This is a genomic window from Streptomyces flavusporus (assembly GCF_046267975.1).
Classification (GTDB): domain Bacteria; phylum Actinomycetota; class Actinomycetes; order Streptomycetales; family Streptomycetaceae; genus Streptomyces; species Streptomyces flavusporus.
Window position 1 is genome coordinate 9,996,593 of record NZ_CP176503.1, and the last position, 18,086, is coordinate 10,014,678.

An 18,086-nucleotide genomic window follows, 5' to 3' on the forward strand; every position below is an offset into this window, starting at 1 on the left:
CAGACTCAACGATCACAGAGGCCTCAGGTTCCACAAACAGAATCACAAGACACTAGTAGGGCTTTGTTAGGTACCCCGATTGATCATCGTCAGGTAGATTGTGATGTTCTGTCAGGTGTGACACCTGAGGAGATGGAGACGGTCCGCCCGCGCCTGGAGGCGTTCGCGGCGGAGATGCTCGGTTCGCTGGCGCGTCGGGACCAGCGGGCCAAGGGCGAGCTGTATCTGCGCGGGCTGATGCTGGACGGCAAGCGCAAGTCCATGCAGCCGATGGCCGAGCGCCTGGGCGTGGACCACCAGCAGCTGCAGCAGTTCGTCTCATCGTCCACCTGGGACTACTCCAAGGTCCGTGAGCGGCTGGCCCGTTGGGCTGCCGCGCACATTTCTCCCGAGGCGTACGCGATCGATGATGTCGGCTTCCCCAAGGACGGCTACGACTCACCGGGGGTGGCGCGGATGTACTGCGGCGCCCTGGGTAAGCGCGGCAACTGCCAGGTCGGCGTCAGTGTGAACCTGGTCAGTGACCGTGCGTCATCGGCTGTCGACTGGCGCCTGTTCCTGCCCGAGAGCTGGGACGACACCAAGTACGGCGAGGACGCGCTGATGGCCGAGGCGATCCGGCGCCGCCGCGCCAAGGCGGGAATCCCGGACACCGAGCGGCACCGGGAGAAGTGGCGCCTGGCGCTGGACATGCTCGACGAGGTGCGCGACAACTGGGAGTTGCCCGACCTTCCGGTCGCCGCCGACGCCGGATACGGCGACGCCACCGGCTTTCGCGAGGGCCTGACCGAGCGCGGCCTGACCTACGCGGTCGCGGTCAAAGCCACCACGACCGCGCACCCCGGCAATGCCACACCCCAACGCCCGCCGTACTCCGGGCAGGGCCGCCCTCCCGTGTCCGCCTACCCCCAACCGCACACCACCCTGCGCGCCCTGGCCCTGGCCGTCGGCCGAGCGGCCACCCGCACCGTCACCTGGCGCCAGGGCAGCAAGGCCACCAGACGCAACCCGAACGCCGAGATGCGCTCGCAGTTCCTGGCCCTGCGGGTCCGACCGGCCAACCGCACCATCCGCCGCGCCGCCGACGGCTCCCTGCCCGACTGCTGGCTGCTCGTCGAGTGGCCACCCGACTCCGCCGAGCCAACCGACTACTGGCTCTCGACGCTTCCCGCCGACACCCCACTGCGCGAACTGGTACGAATCGCCAAGATCCGATGGCGAGTTGAGCACGACTACCGCGAGCTCAAGGACGGTCTGGGCCTGGACCACTTCGAGGGCCGCAACTACCTCGGCTGGCACCGCCACGTCACCCTCGCGTCCCTCGCCCAGGCCTTCTGCACCATGCTCAGGCTCGACCCAAAAGCCCCTGCGCCGGCCTGACCCTCTACGCGGTCCTCCGCGAACTCCAGGCCCTCCTGGCCACCTGGACCGGCGCCTGCTCGATATGCGGCCAACCCGCACCAGCACCCGAACCCCACCACAGGACCTAACAAAGCCCTACTAGTACTGCAATCACAGTTATGGGGTCTGGCCTCGGCGTTTGTAGTGGCTGAGGCGAGCACGGGTCTGACTGAGCCGTCTCCACCATGACCAGTGCAGATGGTGCGTCGGGGTGAGGTGTTGTGGGCGGAGGAGTAGTCCGATCAGGCGGCGGATCTCCGCGACGGACAGGGGTATCAGGCGGGTTTGTCCAAGATCGCTGCCCCCTTTGACAGTTCCTGGGCACGGATGGCGGTCAGTGCGGCGAGTGCGGCCATGGACAGGGTGATGTGCCGGTACCAGGCGTCGTAGCGGCGGACCTGGTAGTGGTCCAGGCCGCACTCGTTCTTTGCGGCCTGGAAGCATTCCTCGACCTGCCACCGGGCCCCGGCCACCCGGGCCAGGTCCCTCAGCCGGGTGCCGACCGGGCCGTAGCAGACGTAGTAAGCAATCTCGGTCGGGTCACTGAGGCTGCGGCGGGCCAGTACCCAGTGGCCGAAGCCGTTCTCCCACCAGATCCGGATCGGCACCCGGGCCCAGTCGTAGAACCTGCGCCCGTGGGCGCCGGCTCCTGCCGACACGCGTTTCCACGCCTGCCGCGGCAGGCCGGCCACCAAGGCGTCGACCCGGGCCTCGGCGCCCCGGGTGGTGATGACGGTGTCGTTGACCTTGGTCGCCAGCACGTGCGCGACCGCGCGCTGCTCCAGCCAGTACCGCAGTCGCTTGACCTGCCCGTATGCCTCGTCTGCGGTCACCCACGCGAACGGCACCTTCGCATCCAGAGCGCGCTGGAGCATGGCTTGGAAGTGCTCGATCTTCGTGGCGAACGGCACATCGTCCGGGATACCGGCCGCCCGGCACCGCTCCCGGTCGTCCGTCCAGGACTTCGGCAGATACAACTCCCGGTCGATCAACGCCCGCCCTCGCCGGGAGGCGTAGGCGAGGAAGGTGCCGATCTGGCAGTTCTCGGTCCGGCCTGCGGTGCCGGAGTACTGCCTCTGCACCCCGGCCGAGCGGACTCCCTTTTTCAGGAACCCGGTGTCGTCACCGATCAACACTGCGTCCTTGTCACCGATACTCTCGATGACGAAGTCACGGACGTCATCGCGGACCCCGTCAGCGTCCCAGTCAGCCTCGCCCAGCAGCCGCTGCATCCCGATCGGATGCGCCTCACCGGCTCGTTCCGCCAGTGACCAGCCGTTCTTGCGCTCCAGCGGCGCCACCAGCCCGGTCATGTACTCCAGCGACCGGCCCCGTGGCTCCGAGCGGGCAAACCGCGACGCGAACCGCGCGTGTAACCCCACCAACGCCTCACGCCAGGACTCGACTTGACGCACACCAAGATCCACAGACACCGGGACACTCAATCACACCAGACCCCATAACTGTGATTGCAGTATTAGTACTCCAGCAGTACTTCGCGTCTTGACCTGCGCGGTTGTCGAGCGGTGGGAGTGTAGCGGGCACCGCCCGGTCAGGGGCGGCTTCTGACCGGGCGCCCCTCGAAGGAGTGTCCCCGACGGCGGTAGTGGCAGTGGCGGGCCACGGCTTGGCGTCGTCGACGCCAGTGCGACCAGTTCAGCGCGTGGGTGTGGGCATGGGAGCGTCGGGGAGCGTGAGCTGCCAGGAGTCGCCGCACTTCCGCCACAGTGAGCTCGATGACCTCGGCTTCCTCACCGATGCAGCCCCCTTTTCGCGGGCCTGCGCCGTCATGGCTGCGAGGAAGGCGTGGGCGAGCATCGCGAGGGTGATGTGCCGGTACCAGCCGACGTAGCGGCGGACCTCGTACTGGTCCAGGCCGCACTCGTTCTTCGCCGCCTGGAAGCACTCCTCGATCGCCCACCTGGTGCCGGCGACCCGCACCAGGTCGTCCACACCCGCGTCCAGAGGTGCGTAGGCGAGGTAGTAGGCGATCTCGTCCGACTTGCTCACGCTGCGCCGTGCCAGCGCCCACCGCCGACGTATTAACTCCTGTCCCTGGTAGTCGAATTCAGCGACTGCGGGCAGCTGTATCGCGGCCCAGTCGTACATCCGCAGGCCCTTGGCTCCCTGTCCGCACGAGCGGCGCTCCCAGGCGTCTGGCGGAGCCTGGGCGAAGAGGTGGTCGATGCGCGGGCATCCCACGGTGAACTGGGACTTCGGCACGGCCACGACGTAGCCGACACCGGCGTTCTCCAGCGTGCGGCGGAAGCGGCATTCCTGGCCGTAGGCGGAGTCCGCGGTGACCCAGGCGATGGGCAACGGTGAGGCCAGTGCGCGCAGCACGATCGCCTTGGCGAGGGCGCCCTTGGTCGCGAACTCGCGCTCGTCGGGGATCTTCGCGGCGCGGCAGCGGTCACGATCGCCTGTCCAGGACTTGGGCAGGTACAGCTCCCGGTCCACCAACGCGCGGCCGGCGGAGCTGGCATAGGCGGCGAAGACGCCTATCTGGCAGTTCTCGGTGCGGCCGGCGGTGCCGGAGTACTGGCGCTGGACACCGGCCGAGGTGGTGCCCTTCTTGATGAACCCGGTGTCGTCCACGATCAGTACCCCGTCGGGGTGGCCGATGCTCTTGGCGACGAAAGCCTGCAGGTCGTCGCGGATGTCGTCGGGGTTCCAGCGGGCGCGGGAGAGCAGGTGCTGCATGCCGTCCGGTGTGGCGTGGCCTGCGTGCTCGGCCAGTTGCCAGCTGTTTTTTCGAGCTACCGGGGCCAGCAGTCCGCGGACGTAGGCTCGCATGCGGCGGCGGGGTTCGACTCGGCCGAAGCGGTGTCCGATGTCGGTGAAGAGGTCGTCCAGGTCGTGGTCCCAGGTCTCGGCTGCCTGTTCGGTTGCGATCACGACGGGAGGCTTCCCGGCCCCGGGACACCGCTTGCCGTCGGGGACACTCCTTCGAGGGGTGCCCGGTCAGAAGCCGCCCCTGACCGGGCGGTGCCCGCTACACTCCCACCGCTCGACAACCGCGCAGGTCAAGACGCGAAGTACTGCTGGAGTACTAGTACTCCAGCCGGACTTCTAGATTTTCCCTGGTCAACGGCCTGGCAGCGGGGAGTGTAGCGGGTGTGTGGCGGTCGTGGGACGGTCTTGCCGGGGCCGTCCCGCGAACGTGTGCCCGCGCCGCATGTAATGACAGCGCCCCGAGCAGTCCATAGTGGTGATCAACGACATGCCGACGAGCGCGTGGGAGCAAGAACTCGAAGAACTCTTCCTACGGACCGGGGGCCGCTTCGCCCGGGTGGAAGCACGGCGCCGGATGCGGGACTACGTACGCGGGCTGCTCGGCCCCGTAGGCCGCAAAAACGGCTGGCAGCTCGCTGAGTACGCCGGCCACGCCACCCCCGACGGCCTGCAACACCTGCTGTCCCGCAGCCGCTGGGACGCCGACAATCTCCGCGACGACCTGCAGGCGTATGCCGCCGAACAACTCGGCGAGGAAAACGGGGTGTTGATCGTGGACGACACCGGCTTCGTGAAGAAGGGCACCACCTCCGCAGGGGTGCAGCGCCAGTACTCCGGCACCGCCGGACGGACCGAGAACTGCCAGATCGGCGTCTTCGCCGCCTACGCCACCACCCGGGGCCATGCCCTGGTCGACCGCGAGCTCTACCTGCCCCAGTCCTGGACATCCGACCGGCAGCGCTGCCAAGCCGCCCGGGTCCCCGACGAGCGCAGTTTCGCCACCAAGGGCCAGCTGGCCCGCGACATGATCGAGCGCGCCCTGGCCTCCCCACTCCCCATCTACTGGGTCACCGCCGATTCCCTACGGCCAGGACTCCCACTTCCGCCGCTTCCTGGAAGACCGCGGCCTCTTCTACGTCGTCGCCGTGCCCAAGTCCCAGCCAGTGCACGGCCCGCGCATCGACTTCCTCATCGACCAGGCCCCGCGCGAGGCATGGCAGCGGCTGTCCGCGGGGCAGGGCGCGAAGGGCGAGCGCTACTACGACTGGGCCGCTGCCCGCCTGCCCGCCGTGGCCGAGTTCGACGGCGACGAGCCCACCCGGCAGCGGTGGATGCTCGCCCGCCGCAGCATCACCAAGCCCGACGAGATCGCCTACTACCTCGCCTGCGCCCCGCTGGATGCCACCGTCGCCGACTTGGTCCGCGTCGCGGGCTGCCGCTGGAAGATCGAGGAGTGCTTCCAGAGCGCGAAGAACGAGTGCGGCCTGGACCAGTACGAGGTCCGCCGCTACGTGGGCTGGTACCGGCACATCACGCTCGCCATGCTCGCCCACGCCTTCCTCGCAGCGGTGGCCGCCCAGGAACGCGAAAAAGGGGTGACGCGGTGGACACGCCCGACCTCGTGGACCTCACACCCGCTGAAATCCGTCGTCTGCTGGCAGTTGAGCCCCGCCGCCGTCCTGCATCCGGTGACCACGCAGTGAGCTGGTCCCGATGGAGGCGCCGCCACCAAGCACGAGCCCGGCGCTGTCATTACATGCGGCGCGGGCACACGTTCGCGGGACGGCCCCGGCAAGACCGTCCCACGACCGCCACACACCCGCTACACTCCCCGCTGCCAGGCCGTTGACCAGGGAAAATCTAGAAGTCCGGCTGGAGTGCTAAGGCATTCCGCTGATCATCGAAGGGACGGGCCTACGACCGGAGGATGTTGGGGCGCGTCCGGGAATCCGCGCCCACGCGGGCCTCGGTGAGTGCCGCGGAACGAATCCGGGTGCCGACACGGCCAACCCGCGAACTTCTATTGACCGTGTTCCGTCAGAAACCTACTCTCACGGTAGATGTAAGGAAACTTTCCTAACAGTCGTGCTCCCCGTCCGGCGCCCCGATCAGGCACGTCAGCTCCACCCTCAAAGCGAGGAGCCCTCTGATGCCACCTACGCACCCCCGCTCTCACGCCCACCGCACCGGAACCTCCCGCCGTGGGCTGCTCGGCGCGGCCGTCGGCGGTCTTGCCGCGGCCGCCCTCCCCGCGTCCCTGCGGCTGCCGTCCGGCACCGCTACGGCCGCAACGCTCGCCGGCCTCCTGGGCGCTGCGCTGGTCGCCCTCCCCGTCGAATGCCGGTCTCGGCGCGTTCGAGACCATCGAGGACGACCGAGCTGACTCCCACACCGCGGGCCAACCGCACATCTACCCGGTGGACGACGCCTTCAGGTTCAACATGCACATGGTCGACCGGGATACGTCCGCGGACCGTCAGCGCCAGGAAGTGACCGGCATGCTTACGTCGGGCAGTTCGTATCTGCGCTGGCTCCCGGGCGAGACATGGCGCACGACGTATCAGATGTACATCCCGAGCTCGCTGAAGGCGACCACGTCCTTCACGCACATCATGCAGACCAAGCAGCCGGGCACTGGCAGCTCACCGATCACCGTGATGTCGCTGCGCCGGGTGAACGGGGTGCAGACCATCGAACTGAAACTGTTCGAGGCGGACATCCTGGTCGGCCGGACCGATCTCGTCCCGCTGCACGACTCCTGGGTCGACGTCGACTTCCAGATGAAGATCGGTGACGGGACCGCGGGCAATGTGCGGTGGATTCTCCGCAAGGACGGCACCACGCTCGTCGACGGGACCAAGACTGGTGTCGACACCTTTCTGCTCGACCGGGTGCGGCCCAAGTGGGGCATCTACCGCTCGCTCGGCGATACTTCCGGTTCGCTGCAGGACTGCTACCTGCTGCTGCGGAACATGCGCGGCTACCAACTGGTCGACGGCCCTGCCGCGGTCGACTACCAGGCGGAGGACGCTTTCATCTCGCAGGGCGTCGTCGAGTCCAACCACACCGGCTTCTCCGGGACCGGCTTCGTGAACTACGACAACGTCAGCGGCTCGTTCGTCGAATGGACCGTCCCAGCGAGCACCGCGGGCCCCGCCAGTCTGGCCCTGCGCTACGCCAACGGCACCACCCTCAACCGCCCCATGGACATGACCGTCAACGGTATGGCCGTCTCCGCCGCCCACCCCTTCAACCCCACCGGCGCCTGGTCCTCCTGGGCAATGGCCACGCTCACCGTGCCCCTGACCGCCGGCCCCAACAGGATCCGTGCCACCGCCACGACCGCCAACGGCGGACCCAACGTCGACAAGATCACCGTCAGTTGACACCCACCGAGAGGACGTCATGCGCAGACCCCTGTCAACTCTGCTCGCCGGCACCCTGTTTGCCGCGCTCGGCTTCGGCCTCGCCCCTTCCCCCGCACTCGCCGTCATGCCCGCGCCCGCCCCCGCGGCAAGCGTTCAGATCTCCGCCTACCCGCAATGGCAGCCGAACACCTCGTACACCGTGGGCACACGAGTGTCCTATGGCGGCAAGGACTACGAATGCCTACAGAGCCACACATCCCTGACCGGCTGGGAGCCGCCCAACACGCCCGCCCTGTGGAAGCTGCTGGGTGACAGCAGCGACGGCAGCGACACGACCGCTCCCTCCACCCCGACCAGCCTGCGCACCACCGGCACCACATCCTCCAGCGTGTCCCTGGCCTGGAACGCCGCCACCGACAACGTGGGCGTGACCGACTACCTGCTGTACCGCGACGGCACCCAGGTCGCCACGACGAGCGGTACCTCGCACACCGTCGGCAGCCTGTCGGCGAGCACGGCGTACACCTTCACCGTCCGCGCCCGCGACGCGGCGGGCAACGTCTCACCGGCCTCCAACGCCGTCACCGCCACCACCCAGAGCAGCGGAGGCGAGACACCGCCGGGCACCACCCCCGCCGCGATCAACGGCCGGCTCAAGGTGTGCGGTGTCAAGTTGTGCAACCAGTACGGCAACCCGATCCAGCTACGCGGCATGAGCAGCCACGGCCTCCAGTGGTACAGCCACTGCCTGACCAACGGCTCCCTGGACGCGCTCGCCACCGACTGGAACTCCGACGTACTGCGCATCTCCCTCTATGTCCAGGAGGGCGGCTACGAGACCAACCCGAGGATGTTCACCGATCGGGTGCACCAGCTCATCGAAATGGCCACGGACCGCGGCATGTACGCCCTCGTTGACTGGCACCAGCTCACGCCCGGCGACCCCAACTACAACCTGTCCCACGCCAAGACGTTCTTCACCGAGATCGCACAGCGTCACCGCGGCAAGACCAACCTGCTGTACGACATCGCCAACGAACCCAACGGCGTCAGCTGGTCGCAGATCAAGTTCTACGCCGAGCAGCTCATCCCCGTCATCCGCGCACAGGACCCCGTCACCCCGATTCTCATCGGCACCCACGGCTGGGGCTCCCTCGGAATCTCCGACGGCCGCAACGAGAGCGACATCATCAACAACCCAGTCCAGGCGACCAACATCATGTACACGTTCCACTTCTACGCGGCCTCGCACGGCCAGGAGTACCTGGACGCGCTCAACCGGGCGTCGGACCGCATCCCGATCTTCGTCACCGAGTTCGGCACCCAGGAAGCCTCCGGTGACGGTCCGAACAACTTCACCCGCAGCCAGCAGTACCTCGACCTGATGGCCGCCAAGAAGATCAGCTGGGTCAACTGGAACTTCTCCGACGACGAACGCACCGGAGCCGTATTCAAGACCGGCACCTGCAACAGCAACGGCCCCTGGACCGGCACCGCTTCACTCAAGCCTGCCGGCGTCTGGATCCGTGACCGGATCCGCACCGCGGACTCCTTCCCCACGACCTGAACACGCACCGCCCCGAACGACACCACGCGCACCGACGCCGCCGGAGGCCAAAAACAGGCCTCCGGTGACGGGACTGTAAATCGTTCGGCTCTGGCCCGTAATCGGTGGTAACGAACGGTGACGGGCGTCGTTGGCAAGGCATGCGAGATGTCAACGAGCTTGTGGGGCTGGTGTTTTCGGGGTTATCGGCGCTGGTCGTCGAGAATGTGAAGGTCGAAGGTGGGGTCATCCGGGTGACGGCCCGAACGCAGGGCCGGCCGGTGCCGTGTCCGGCGTGCGGGGCGCTGACGGAGAAAGTCCACGGCTTTCACCATCGGACGGTCGCGGACGTGCCGGTGGACGGACGGCGGGTCGTCGTCTCGGTGGTCTTGCGGCGACTGGTGTGCCCGGTGCTCGGCTGCCCGCGGCAGACGTTCCGCGAACAGGTGCCCGGCGTCGTGGAGCGCTACCAGCGCCGCACCAACCGACTGACCAGCCAACTCGGTTCCGTGGTCAAGGAGTCAGCGGGCCGAGCTGGCGCCCGTCTCTCCCGCGTGCTGGCTTGCGCGATCTCCCGCTCGACCGCCCTGCGCCTACTCATGCACAGGGCAGCACCGCCGCTGCGCGTCCCGCGTGTGCTCGGCGTCGACGACTTCGCCCTCAAGCGCCGGCACCGCTACGCCACCGTGATCATCGACGCCGAGACCGGCGAGCGGATCGACGTCCTACCCGACCGCACCGCCCAGACCCTGATCACGTGGCTACGCGAGCACCCCGGGGCCGCATACGTCTGCCGCGACGGCTCCGGCTCCTATGGCGAGGCGATCCGCCAGGCCCTCCCCGAAGCGGTCCAGGTCAGCGACAGGTGGCATCTCTGGTCCAACCTGTGCGGCAAGGTCCTGGCCGAGGTCCGCTCCCACGCCGCCTGCTGGGCCACCGCCGTGAACCCCGCCAGGCCCGGAGGCGTACGCGAGCAGACCACCCGCGAGCGCTGGCAGCGGGTCCACCATCTGCTCGACCAGGGCGTCGGCCTGCTCGAATGCGCCCGCCGCCTCGATGGCGCCCTGAACACCGTCAAGCGGTACGCCCGCATGAAGGAGCCCACCGGAGACCGCCGCGCACCCCGCTACAAGCCCACGCTCGTCGACCCCTACCGCGACCACCTGCGCACCCGCCGCGCGGAAGACCCGGCCGTCGCGGTCCTCCAACTCTTCCGGGAGATCCAGGAGCCGGGATACACCGGCAGCCTCAACCTGCTCTACCGCTACATCACCCAGGGCCGCGCCGAGGGCGACAAGCCGGTCACCACCCCGCAGCGCTTCGCCCGCCTCCTGCTCACCCGCCCCGAAAACCTGCGCGACAAGGACACCACGCTACTGCGGGAACTCACCGAAGCCTGCCCAGAAATAAGCGAACTCGCCTGTCTCACCAGCGAGTTCGCTCAGCTGCTGGCCCCAGCGGAGGGCAACGACGTTAAGCTCACCGACTGGATCACCACGGTCCGCGCCGCCGACCTTCCCCACCTGCACTCCTTCGCGAACGGCCTCGAACTCGACCGTGCCGCCGTCGACGCCGGACTCACCCTCCCGTACCACAACGGCCGCACCGAGGGCGTCAACACGCGAACCAAGAAGATCATGAGGCAGATGCACGGCCGAGCCGGGTTCCCCCTACTCCGCCACCGCCTCCTCCTCCAGTGATCACTACACAGCGCAACCACCGATTACGGGCCAGAGCCAATCGTTCGGTGTAACTCCCGATCATGGAAGATGCATCGATGACCCGTGAGAACGTGGCCGAGCACGAGGCCGGCGAGTCGGCGGCGACTGTGTCGGCGAAGGCCGTGGATGACCAGCTGATCGACGAGCTGGTGAACAGGGACCAGGCCGAGGGTCTGCAGCTGACCGGTGAGGGCGGGCCGCTGCAGCAGCTGACCAAGCGGCTGCTGGAGTCCGCTCTCGAGGGCGAGATCACCGATCACCTCGGCTGTGACAAGCACGATCCGGCGGGCAAAGACGGTGGCACCTCCCGCAACGGCAAACGCTCCAAGACCGTGCTGACCGATGTGGGGCCGGTGGAGACATCCGTGCCCCGCGACCGGGACGGCTCCTTCGAACCGAAGATCGTCAAGAAGCGGCAGAAGCGCCTGACCGGCGTCGACGAAATGGTGATCTCGCTGGCCGCGAGGGGCCTGACCACCGGTGAAGTCCAGGCTCACCTGGCGGAGGTCTATGGCGCCGAGGTCTCCCGTCAGACCATCTCCACCATCACCGACAAGGTCCTCGAGGGCATGGCCGAATGGCAAAGCCGCCCCCTCGACGCCGTCTACCCGGTGGTCTTCATCGACGCCATCCACGTGAAGATCCGCGACGGCGCGGTCGCCAACCGGCCCGTCTACGTGGCCCTGGCCGTCACGACCGAGGGTCGGCGCGAGATCCTGGGCCTGTGGGCCGGCGACGGCGGTGAGGGTGCCAAGCACTGGCCGCACATCCTCACTGAGATCAAGAACCGCGGTGTCAACGACGTGCTGATGCTCGTCTGCGACGGGCTCAAGGGCCGGCGGCTTCCGCAGCCTCGCGCAGCCGCAGCGCGAGCTCGCGCACTGGCTGTGGTGCGGCCGGATCGACCGGCTGGCGCCGCCGTCCCATGTGTGCCCCGATTCTTCGCGCGAAGAATCCGTTTCCCCGCGTTGATCACTAGTGTCTTGTGATCCTGTTCATGGAACCTGAGGCGTCTGTGATCGTTGAGTCTGGTATGGATCTCTCCTCTGAACAGATGGCTGAGCTGCGGGAGTTGGCGGGGTCGCGGCATGTGCCGGCTGTCGTGGCGCTTCGCGCGCGGGTCGTGTTGTGGTCGGCCGAGGGGCGGCGGCGAAAGGACATCGCCGAGCTCGCCGGTGTGGCACCGCTGACGGTGGACCGGTGCAAGTCCCGCTATGCCGAGCGTGGTGTTGCCGGGCTGGAGGACAAACGCCGGGGCGGGCCGCGAACTCAGGTGCCGCCTCGGGTGCGGGCCCGGGTGATCGCCTTGACGAGGATGTCCCCGCCGGTGGATTCCGGGCTCTCGCACTGGTCGACGCGAACGCTGGCCGACCACTTGAAGCGGCGCGAAGGCATCTCGGTGTCCTGGCACTACGTTGCCCGCATCTGGCGTGAGGAGAATCTGAAACCGCACCGCTCGGGCACCTTCAAGATCTCGAAAGACCCGGCGTTCGCGGAGAAGGTCGCCGACATCGTCGGGCTGTACCTGGCCCCGCCCGGTGGCGCCGTGGTGCTGTCGGTCGACGAGAAGACGCAGGTGCAGGCCCTGGACCGGACCCAGCCGGTGCTGCCGGTGGCCTTCGCGGCCACCGAGCAGCGCACCCATGACTACGTCCGGCACGGCACCACGAACCTGTTCGCCGCGCTGAACGTCACGACCGGTGAGGTGCTGGGCGAGTGCAAGCCGAGCCGGAACGGCGCGAACTTCCTGGCGTTTTTGAAGAAGGCCGTCAAGCCGCATGCGGGAAAGGAGATCCACGTCGTCCTGGACAACCTGTCCACGCACACCACCCCGGACGTGAAGGCGTGGCTGGCGAAGAACCCGCACGTCCACTTCCATTTCACCCCTGTCGGGTCCTCGTGGCTGAACCAGGTCGTGCGACACGAAAGCCGCTTGAGAAGAGCGGACTCACCGAAGGAGGATCGACTGATGTCGAAGGTGTAGCTCCCGAGCCAGTGCACAGGGCTCGTTCCCGCCTCAGCGTGCGTCGTGAGTAATCGCGGGGTGCGAAGCCTGGGGAAATGCCCAAGGATCCTCGTTCCATCCGGGGGTTACAGGCTGGGAAATGCCGGACGGGTGAATGCGAATGAACCCTTGATGATGCCTCGTCATGAGCACTCTCGCCGATGGGTCGTTTCAGCGAGAGATAGGGACTGGCCGCTGGAAATCGGCAGGCGCCGACTGGGGAAATCTGGCCAGTCGGGAGTGCACCGCCGTCCCCGGGGTGCAGAGGGCCCCCTCACCGGCAGCATCTCTCTCATGCGGAACGTGACAACCCCGATGGAGTCCAGGCAATGCAATTCTGACCTGGTAAGCCAACCGCAAGGAAGGCCCAACTCTCCAGCGGGCGCAGGAAGACCCAGCAAGCGAATGCCGGTCGCCGAAAGGCAACAGGAAACCGGGAACCATGCGCTGACACCTCCGTCGGTGGTCCCCGCATAACTGGCCGGATAGGGGCCGATGTCCCGGCCTGAAAGGGCGCTGACGTGGGTCTGGTGAGCCCGTGAAGAAACGATGACCAAAGACACCTGAACCGAAGGGCAAGTTGGACGCCGTGACGACACACGTGGCTGGGGCGGCGCAAGCCGCTGCGACCGCAGCCGGCATGGCGAACGGACCGGAGGACGAGATCACCGACTGGCCGTCGATCGACTGGCGGACCGTCGAGGACGACGTACGGCGTCTGCGGCAACGCATCTTCACGGCATCGCAGGCAGGAGACCTGGCCAAGGTCAGGAATCTGCAGAAGTTGATGCTCCGCTCCCGCGCCAACACACTCGCGAGTGTGCGGCGGGTCACGGAAGTCAACGCTGGCCGCAAGACGGCGGGCATCGACGGGAAAGTCGTCCTGCTGCCCCAGGGAAAGGCCGAGTTGGCCGACTGGGTCCAGCATGGCGCGGCCCCGTGGAAGCCCAAGCCCGTCAAGCGGGTGTATATAGCCAAGGCGAATGGGAAGCAGCGCCCACTTGGAATTCCTGTGATCGCCGACAGATGCCTTCAAGCTCTGACGCTGAATGCACTGGAGCCCGAGTGGGAGGCACGGCTGGAACCGAAGGTCTACGGTTTCCGTCCAGGCCGTGGCTGTCATGACGCGATCGTTGCCATCCACACGACGGCGAGCGGCAAGAACGCCAAACGCTTGTGGGTGCTCGACGCGGACTTGAAAGCGGCATTCGACCGAATCGACCACGATCACCTGCTCGCGTCATTGGGCTCCTTTCCCGGGAGGGGAATGATCGCCGGATGGCTGAAGGCGGGTGTGGTCGAGAAAGGTTGGTTCACCCCCACGGTGGAGGGAACTCCCCAGGGCGGGGTGATCAGTCCCGCGTTGTTGAACATCGCCTTGCACGGCATGGGAAAGGCTGCTGGAGTCCGCTACCAGAATCTCGGCAGTGATGCCACGATTCTGGCGCGCGATTCTCCGGTTCTGGTCGTCTACGCCGACGACCTTCTCGCCCTGTGTCATTCTCGGGAACAGGCCGAGCAGGTCAAGGCGCGGCTGACTGTGTGGCTCGCGCCCCGGGGCCTGGCCTTCAACGAGGACAAGACGCGCATTGTCCACCTCGATGAGGGCTGCGACTTCCTGGGGTTCAACATCCGACGCTACCGCAGCAAGCTGCTGACCAAACCGAGCAACGCGGCCTTGCGGCGGATCCGGGAACGGCTTGCCGCCGAGGTGCTGGCCCTGCGAGGGGCCAACGCCGACGCGGTGATCGCCAAGCTCAACCCGATCATCAAGGGCTGGGCTGCCTACTACCGGATCGGGGTGTCCAAGCGGGCGTTCAACTCGCTGGACGCCTACGTGTGGAGACTGGTCTACAAGTGGGCCAAGTTCTCCCACCCGAACAAGCCGATGCGCTGGGTGACTGCCCGGTACTTCGCCATGTTCAACCCGTTCAGGCAGGACACATGGGTATTCGGGGACCGCACCAGCGGTTTCTACCTCTACAAGTTCGCCTGGACGCCGATCGTCCGGCACCGGATGGTGCCAGGGAGGGCGTCAACCGACGATCCCGCCCTGGCCGACTTCTGGGCCAAGCGGTGCCGCCGCGGCAAACTCCCGCTGGGCAAGGGCACCTTGCATCTGTTGCAGATGCAAGACGGCCGATGTCCGCTCTGCGGAGGGCTGCTGCTGCACGCCGACCACGAGCCGCAAACTCCCGACCAGTGGGAGCAGTGGCTCAAGGTCACCCGCATCGCGATCCGCAAACACGCGGTCACCGCCGAAGCGGGCAACGGCAAGCCGGACAAACCCGCCGCCTCACGCCTGATACACACCCACTGCCGGCGTCGGCTGGCCACTGGCCCCGGCCGGTGACCAGCACTTCTGTTCGCCCGCGAGCCCAAGGGGCTTGCTTGAGCCGGTTGCCTGGAAAGCGGGCACGGCCGGTTCTGAGGGGGGACCGCTGCAGCAATGCAGCGGTCCTACCCGACGAGATCTGGTTCGGGATCATCACCCGGCAGTCCATCCGCCGTGGCACGTTCTCCAGCGTCAACGTCCTGGTCAAACAGATCCGCGACTACATCAACTCCTGGAACGAAAACGCGAAACCCTTCACCTGGACCGCCACCGCCGACGAGATCCTCGCCAAGGTCCGCCTCGTCCAGACCAGCGTGAAGAAACTCGTCAACAACAACTCGAAGTAACACAATCAGGATCACGAGACACTAGTGATTCTCCGCGTATTCCCCGCTCTGTGCCAGCCGCGCCAGACGGGGAATCCCCGCTCGTCGACGGTGAGTGCGACGGCCGGACGGTCCAGCCGCGGAAGGGAATTGACGGTGAACACGCTGTACGAGCTCGCCCACGACCTGAGCCCTCTCCAGCCCGTGCTCACGCTCCTGCAGGTAGCCATCGGCGGAGCCAATGTCTTCCTGAAGCTCGCGCGCCTGCGGCGCGTGCGGAGTGAGCAGGAGTAGGGCGTTGTCTTTCGGATCCGTGGGCGAACACGTGAGAGGCGGTCCCCGGCCCCCACGTCGCCGTCGGTGCCGGGGAAGCCCGGCCGAGGCCAGGGCGTGGGACGTGGTCAGCGATAGTCGTTGAGCCAGTCGCCCGGGATAAGGTCACGAACGCGGTCGAGGTCTTCTGCCGTCCGGCCACGGGCCAGAATGGCTCCGCCGTCGTCTCGCAAAAGGACGTCCTGGCCAAGGAACCACCGGGATCCGTGCTCCTGACCGGTGGGATACGCCGGGAACGGCAGCCGGGCGAAGTTCGCCTCCAGCAGCTGGACGCTGTCGTCATCCGGGTCGAGGAAGTCGCAGAGCTCTTCATCGGCCTGCAGGGACTCGGACAAGATGATCTCGACGAAGCAGAGGGAAAGGCGCTCCAGCCAGTCCTCCCACCGCTCGGCGCTCTTGTCGGCAAGGTCAAGCCGGATGAACACGGCAGGATCGTTCTCCTGGAGGCTGTCGAGGAGGATGCCCCAGGAGGCGGCTCCCTGGTTCTCGTGACGGAAGACCAGGGCCTTCTTGGCGTCATCGACATACAGCTCTGCCGGGCCGAGCAGCACATCGTGGTTGCTGGTGAGATCCTGCTGGCGTCCGAACAGCAGATACGCCTCGCGCAATGCCGTCGGCAGTCGGAGATCCAGCCTCTCCTCGGCAGCATCGAGATCGGCTTCCGTCCATCCGTCATTGCGTCCCAGGGCGGCGCCGGCCCAGTGGGCGGCGAAGCCCTGGATGAAGGTCCATGCACCACTGCGGTCTTCGACGCCTCTGGCGAGCGACGCGGCAAGATCGAACCCTTGTGTCATGGCAGGACGATATCCGTCCCGCTCATCAGTCCTCTTCGCACCCCGACACGCCGACCAGGTGTTCCTGGAATCCGGCAACATTCTGGGCCCGCTTGATCAATATCTGTTTCCCGAACTCGGCACCACTCGTTCTCATCTCACACCAACGAAGCCAGGCCGGCGCCGTCCTGCGTAAAACCCGAGCCGGCACCACCCGCACCCACCTGCCGCTCACCGTCCTCAACCCGCACCGGACAACTCCACGATGAATCCCAACGGCAACCCGACTCCGCTGGCACAGGCCCGCCGCCGCGACAGCATCGCCAAACGCCTCCGCGTCCTGACCGCCATCGAACGCCTCGAACGCGACGGCGAACCCATCACCCACACGGCCGTTGCCCGCACCGCTGGCGTTTCCACCTGGCTCACCTACGCCGAAGGCGTCCGCGAGCACATCCACGCCGCACAAGCCCGCCAGAACTCAGGACCCACAACCAGCCATCCACGCGGCCCTTTGAGCCCAGCTGCTCTGCGCACGGACCTGGAACTCGCACGCCGGGAAATCACCACGCTCCGAGAAGAACGCGACCGGCTCCGCACCAGGGTCCCTTGCATGATCGAGATCTGTCCGGTTGTTCGGGATGACCCAGAGTTGGGTTGGGTGTCCTGCTTCGGGCAGGGGGTGAGAAGCCGTCTCTCAACCGAACGTGATCGGTTGATCCTTGCTGGTCAGGAATGGTTTCGCTCGGGGTGAGGGAGGGATGCGGCGTCTTGTGTCCGCTTCATGACCGAGGGGTGCGCGGTGGCGTCGGTGCTGGGAATGCTGGAGGAGCGGGAGGCGGCTGCCCGTGTGCGGGTGGAGGGTCTGCGGGAGGAAGCCGCTCGGCTGGCTGAGGTGTTGGAGGCCGCGGAGATCGAGCTGGACCGGCGGGTGATCGCGCGGGAGGAGCTGCTCGAGGCCCTGGCTGTGTCTGCGGCCGAGTCCACTGCGGTGACGGAGAGCGGGGCGGAGCAGGAAAGGGCGCCATCGACCGTGCCGGTGCCGGGCTCGACGGTGCCGCCGTGGCGGGACGGGCTGCCGGTGACGGTGCTGGCGCCGGACTATCAGCGGATTCTGGGCGTGCTGGAGGAGCGGCGCTCAGCGGGCGAGGGACCGGCGAAGGCCAAGGAGGTCGCGGTTCAGCTGGGCCTGGGGACGACACCGGCGAAGGTCGATGGGGTGCGCTCGAAGGCCAGGCGCCTGGCGGAGCGCGGGTGGCTGCTGCAGGAGACGTCGGGAGCGTTCAGCGCCGGCCGGCGGCCCGTGGCCGCGCCAGGCGCCGGCTCATCCGCGTGACCATCGACCACCGGATCATCGCCTCGCTGGAAGCGGGCAGCGTCTCGTAATCTCTCGCCAGACGGCGGGAGTTCATCAGCCAGGCGAACGTGCGCTCCGCCACCCAGCGTCTGGGGAGCACCACGAACCCTGTCATGTCGTCGGTGCGCTTGACGATCTACAAGGTCAGGGCGAGTTTGTCCCGGCACCAGTCGACGAGGCCGCCG

At 67.1% G+C, this 18,086-nt stretch carries 13 protein-coding genes and 4 pseudogenes; 13 read left to right on the forward strand and 4 right to left on the reverse strand.

What is annotated here, in order from left to right; all coding sequences use genetic code 11:
- Nucleotides 1-117 precede the first annotated feature (117 nt).
- A complete protein-coding gene (locus ACKTSN_RS47365) occupies nt 118-1,380 on the forward strand; it encodes an IS701 family transposase (protein WP_409467247.1) in 1,263 nt (420 codons plus the stop codon).
- A 296-nt stretch (nt 1,381-1,676) separates the two neighbouring features.
- Here the strand turns inward: ACKTSN_RS47365 and ACKTSN_RS47370 are convergent, their stop codons facing one another.
- Together ACKTSN_RS47370 and ACKTSN_RS47375 are read right to left on the reverse strand one after the other, a co-directional pair.
- The gene (locus ACKTSN_RS47370; RefSeq protein WP_409470389.1) at nt 1,677-2,816 is read right to left on the reverse strand and encodes an IS701 family transposase; all 1,140 of its coding nucleotides are present in this window, start codon (nt 2,814-2,816) and stop codon (nt 1,677-1,679) included.
- A gap of 241 nt (nt 2,817-3,057) precedes the next feature.
- A complete protein-coding gene (locus ACKTSN_RS47375) occupies nt 3,058-4,296 on the reverse strand; it encodes an IS701 family transposase (protein ID WP_409475037.1) in 1,239 nt (412 codons plus the stop codon).
- Between the two features lie 328 nt (nt 4,297-4,624).
- Here ACKTSN_RS47375 and ACKTSN_RS47380 point away from each other — a divergent pair.
- The 10 genes and pseudogenes from ACKTSN_RS47380 (at nt 4,625) to ACKTSN_RS47425 (ending at nt 15,732) form a co-directional block, all read left to right on the forward strand.
- A pseudogene (locus ACKTSN_RS47380) lies at nt 4,625-5,840 on the forward strand (IS701 family transposase).
- A gap of 446 nt (nt 5,841-6,286) precedes the next feature.
- A pseudogene (locus tag ACKTSN_RS47385) lies at nt 6,287-7,130 on the forward strand (hypothetical protein); the annotation flags it as partial.
- Nucleotides 7,110-7,523, forward strand: coding sequence for a carbohydrate-binding protein (locus tag ACKTSN_RS47390; protein WP_409475112.1), 414 nt, complete (start codon nt 7,110-7,112; stop codon nt 7,521-7,523). The pseudogene ACKTSN_RS47385 and the gene ACKTSN_RS47390, both read left to right, overlap by 21 nt.
- 19 nt (nt 7,524-7,542) lie before the next feature.
- Nucleotides 7,543-9,072 carry a cellulase family glycosylhydrolase gene (locus ACKTSN_RS47395; protein ID WP_409474679.1) on the forward strand — a complete coding sequence of 510 codons (1,530 nt, stop codon included), beginning with the start codon at nt 7,543-7,545 and terminating at the stop codon, nt 9,070-9,072.
- Nucleotides 9,073-9,212: 140 nt separating this feature from the next.
- Nucleotides 9,213-10,751, forward strand: coding sequence for an ISL3 family transposase (locus ACKTSN_RS47400; RefSeq protein ID WP_431197159.1), 1,539 nt, complete (start codon nt 9,213-9,215; stop codon nt 10,749-10,751).
- 77 nt (nt 10,752-10,828) lie between these two features.
- Nucleotides 10,829-11,608 (forward strand): annotated as a pseudogene (locus tag ACKTSN_RS47405) (IS256 family transposase); the annotation flags it as partial.
- Between the two features lie 197 nt (nt 11,609-11,805).
- On the forward strand, nt 11,806-12,756 hold the full coding sequence (locus ACKTSN_RS47410) for an IS630 family transposase (protein WP_409474681.1): 951 nt from the start codon (nt 11,806-11,808) through the stop codon (nt 12,754-12,756).
- Nucleotides 12,757-13,417: 661 nt separating this feature from the next.
- Nucleotides 13,418-15,130 (forward strand): group II intron reverse transcriptase/maturase, encoded by a 1,713-nt coding sequence (gene ltrA, locus ACKTSN_RS47415; protein WP_409467920.1) that lies wholly within the window; start codon nt 13,418-13,420, stop codon nt 15,128-15,130.
- Between the two features lie 38 nt (nt 15,131-15,168).
- The gene (locus ACKTSN_RS47420; protein ID WP_409467919.1) at nt 15,169-15,459 is read left to right on the forward strand and encodes a hypothetical protein; all 291 of its coding nucleotides are present in this window, start codon (nt 15,169-15,171) and stop codon (nt 15,457-15,459) included.
- A 135-nt stretch (nt 15,460-15,594) separates the two neighbouring features.
- Entirely contained in the window at nt 15,595-15,732 is a 138-nt protein-coding gene (locus ACKTSN_RS47425) for a hypothetical protein (RefSeq protein WP_409474682.1), read from the forward strand.
- A 107-nt stretch (nt 15,733-15,839) separates the two neighbouring features.
- Here ACKTSN_RS47425 and ACKTSN_RS47430 read toward each other — a convergent pair whose 3' ends face one another.
- Nucleotides 15,840-16,565, reverse strand: coding sequence for an SMI1/KNR4 family protein (locus ACKTSN_RS47430; RefSeq protein WP_409474683.1), 726 nt, complete (start codon nt 16,563-16,565; stop codon nt 15,840-15,842).
- 244 nt (nt 16,566-16,809) lie between these two features.
- On the opposite strand from ACKTSN_RS47430, the gene ACKTSN_RS47435 reads away from it, so the two are divergent.
- Both ACKTSN_RS47435 and ACKTSN_RS47440 read left to right on the forward strand, forming a co-directional pair.
- The gene (locus ACKTSN_RS47435; RefSeq protein ID WP_409474684.1) at nt 16,810-17,298 is read left to right on the forward strand and encodes a DUF6262 family protein; all 489 of its coding nucleotides are present in this window, start codon (nt 16,810-16,812) and stop codon (nt 17,296-17,298) included.
- A 30-nt stretch (nt 17,299-17,328) separates the two neighbouring features.
- Nucleotides 17,329-17,880, forward strand: a complete 552-nt coding sequence (locus ACKTSN_RS47440; protein ID WP_409473955.1) for a hypothetical protein — start codon at nt 17,329-17,331, stop codon at nt 17,878-17,880.
- Here ACKTSN_RS47440 and ACKTSN_RS47445 read toward each other — a convergent pair.
- Nucleotides 17,828-18,037: pseudogene (locus ACKTSN_RS47445) on the reverse strand (transposase); the annotation flags it as partial. The gene ACKTSN_RS47440 and the pseudogene ACKTSN_RS47445 sit on opposite strands and share 53 nt — an antisense overlap.
- Between the last annotated feature and the right edge of the window lie 49 nt (nt 18,038-18,086).

What these genes read in the sequence shown, in the direction of transcription:
- ACKTSN_RS47390 (WP_409475112.1), top strand. Translation starts at nt 7,110, where the DNA reads ATGCGCGGCTACCAACTGGTCGACGGCCCTGCCGCGGTCGACTACCAG.
- ACKTSN_RS47395 (WP_409474679.1), top strand. Translation starts at nt 7,543, where the DNA reads ATGCGCAGACCCCTGTCAACTCTGCTCGCCGGCACCCTGTTTGCCGCG.
- ACKTSN_RS47400 (WP_431197159.1), top strand. Translation starts at nt 9,213, where the DNA reads ATGCGAGATGTCAACGAGCTTGTGGGGCTGGTGTTTTCGGGGTTATCG.
- ACKTSN_RS47410 (WP_409474681.1), top strand. Translation starts at nt 11,806, where the DNA reads ATGGATCTCTCCTCTGAACAGATGGCTGAGCTGCGGGAGTTGGCGGGG.
- ltrA (WP_409467920.1), top strand. Translation starts at nt 13,418, where the DNA reads ATGGCGAACGGACCGGAGGACGAGATCACCGACTGGCCGTCGATCGAC.
- ACKTSN_RS47430 (WP_409474683.1), bottom strand. Translation starts at nt 16,565, where the DNA reads ATGACACAAGGGTTCGATCTTGCCGCGTCGCTCGCCAGAGGCGTCGAA.
- ACKTSN_RS47435 (WP_409474684.1), top strand. Translation starts at nt 16,810, where the DNA reads ATGAATCCCAACGGCAACCCGACTCCGCTGGCACAGGCCCGCCGCCGC.
- ACKTSN_RS47440 (WP_409473955.1), top strand. Translation starts at nt 17,329, where the DNA reads ATGACCGAGGGGTGCGCGGTGGCGTCGGTGCTGGGAATGCTGGAGGAG.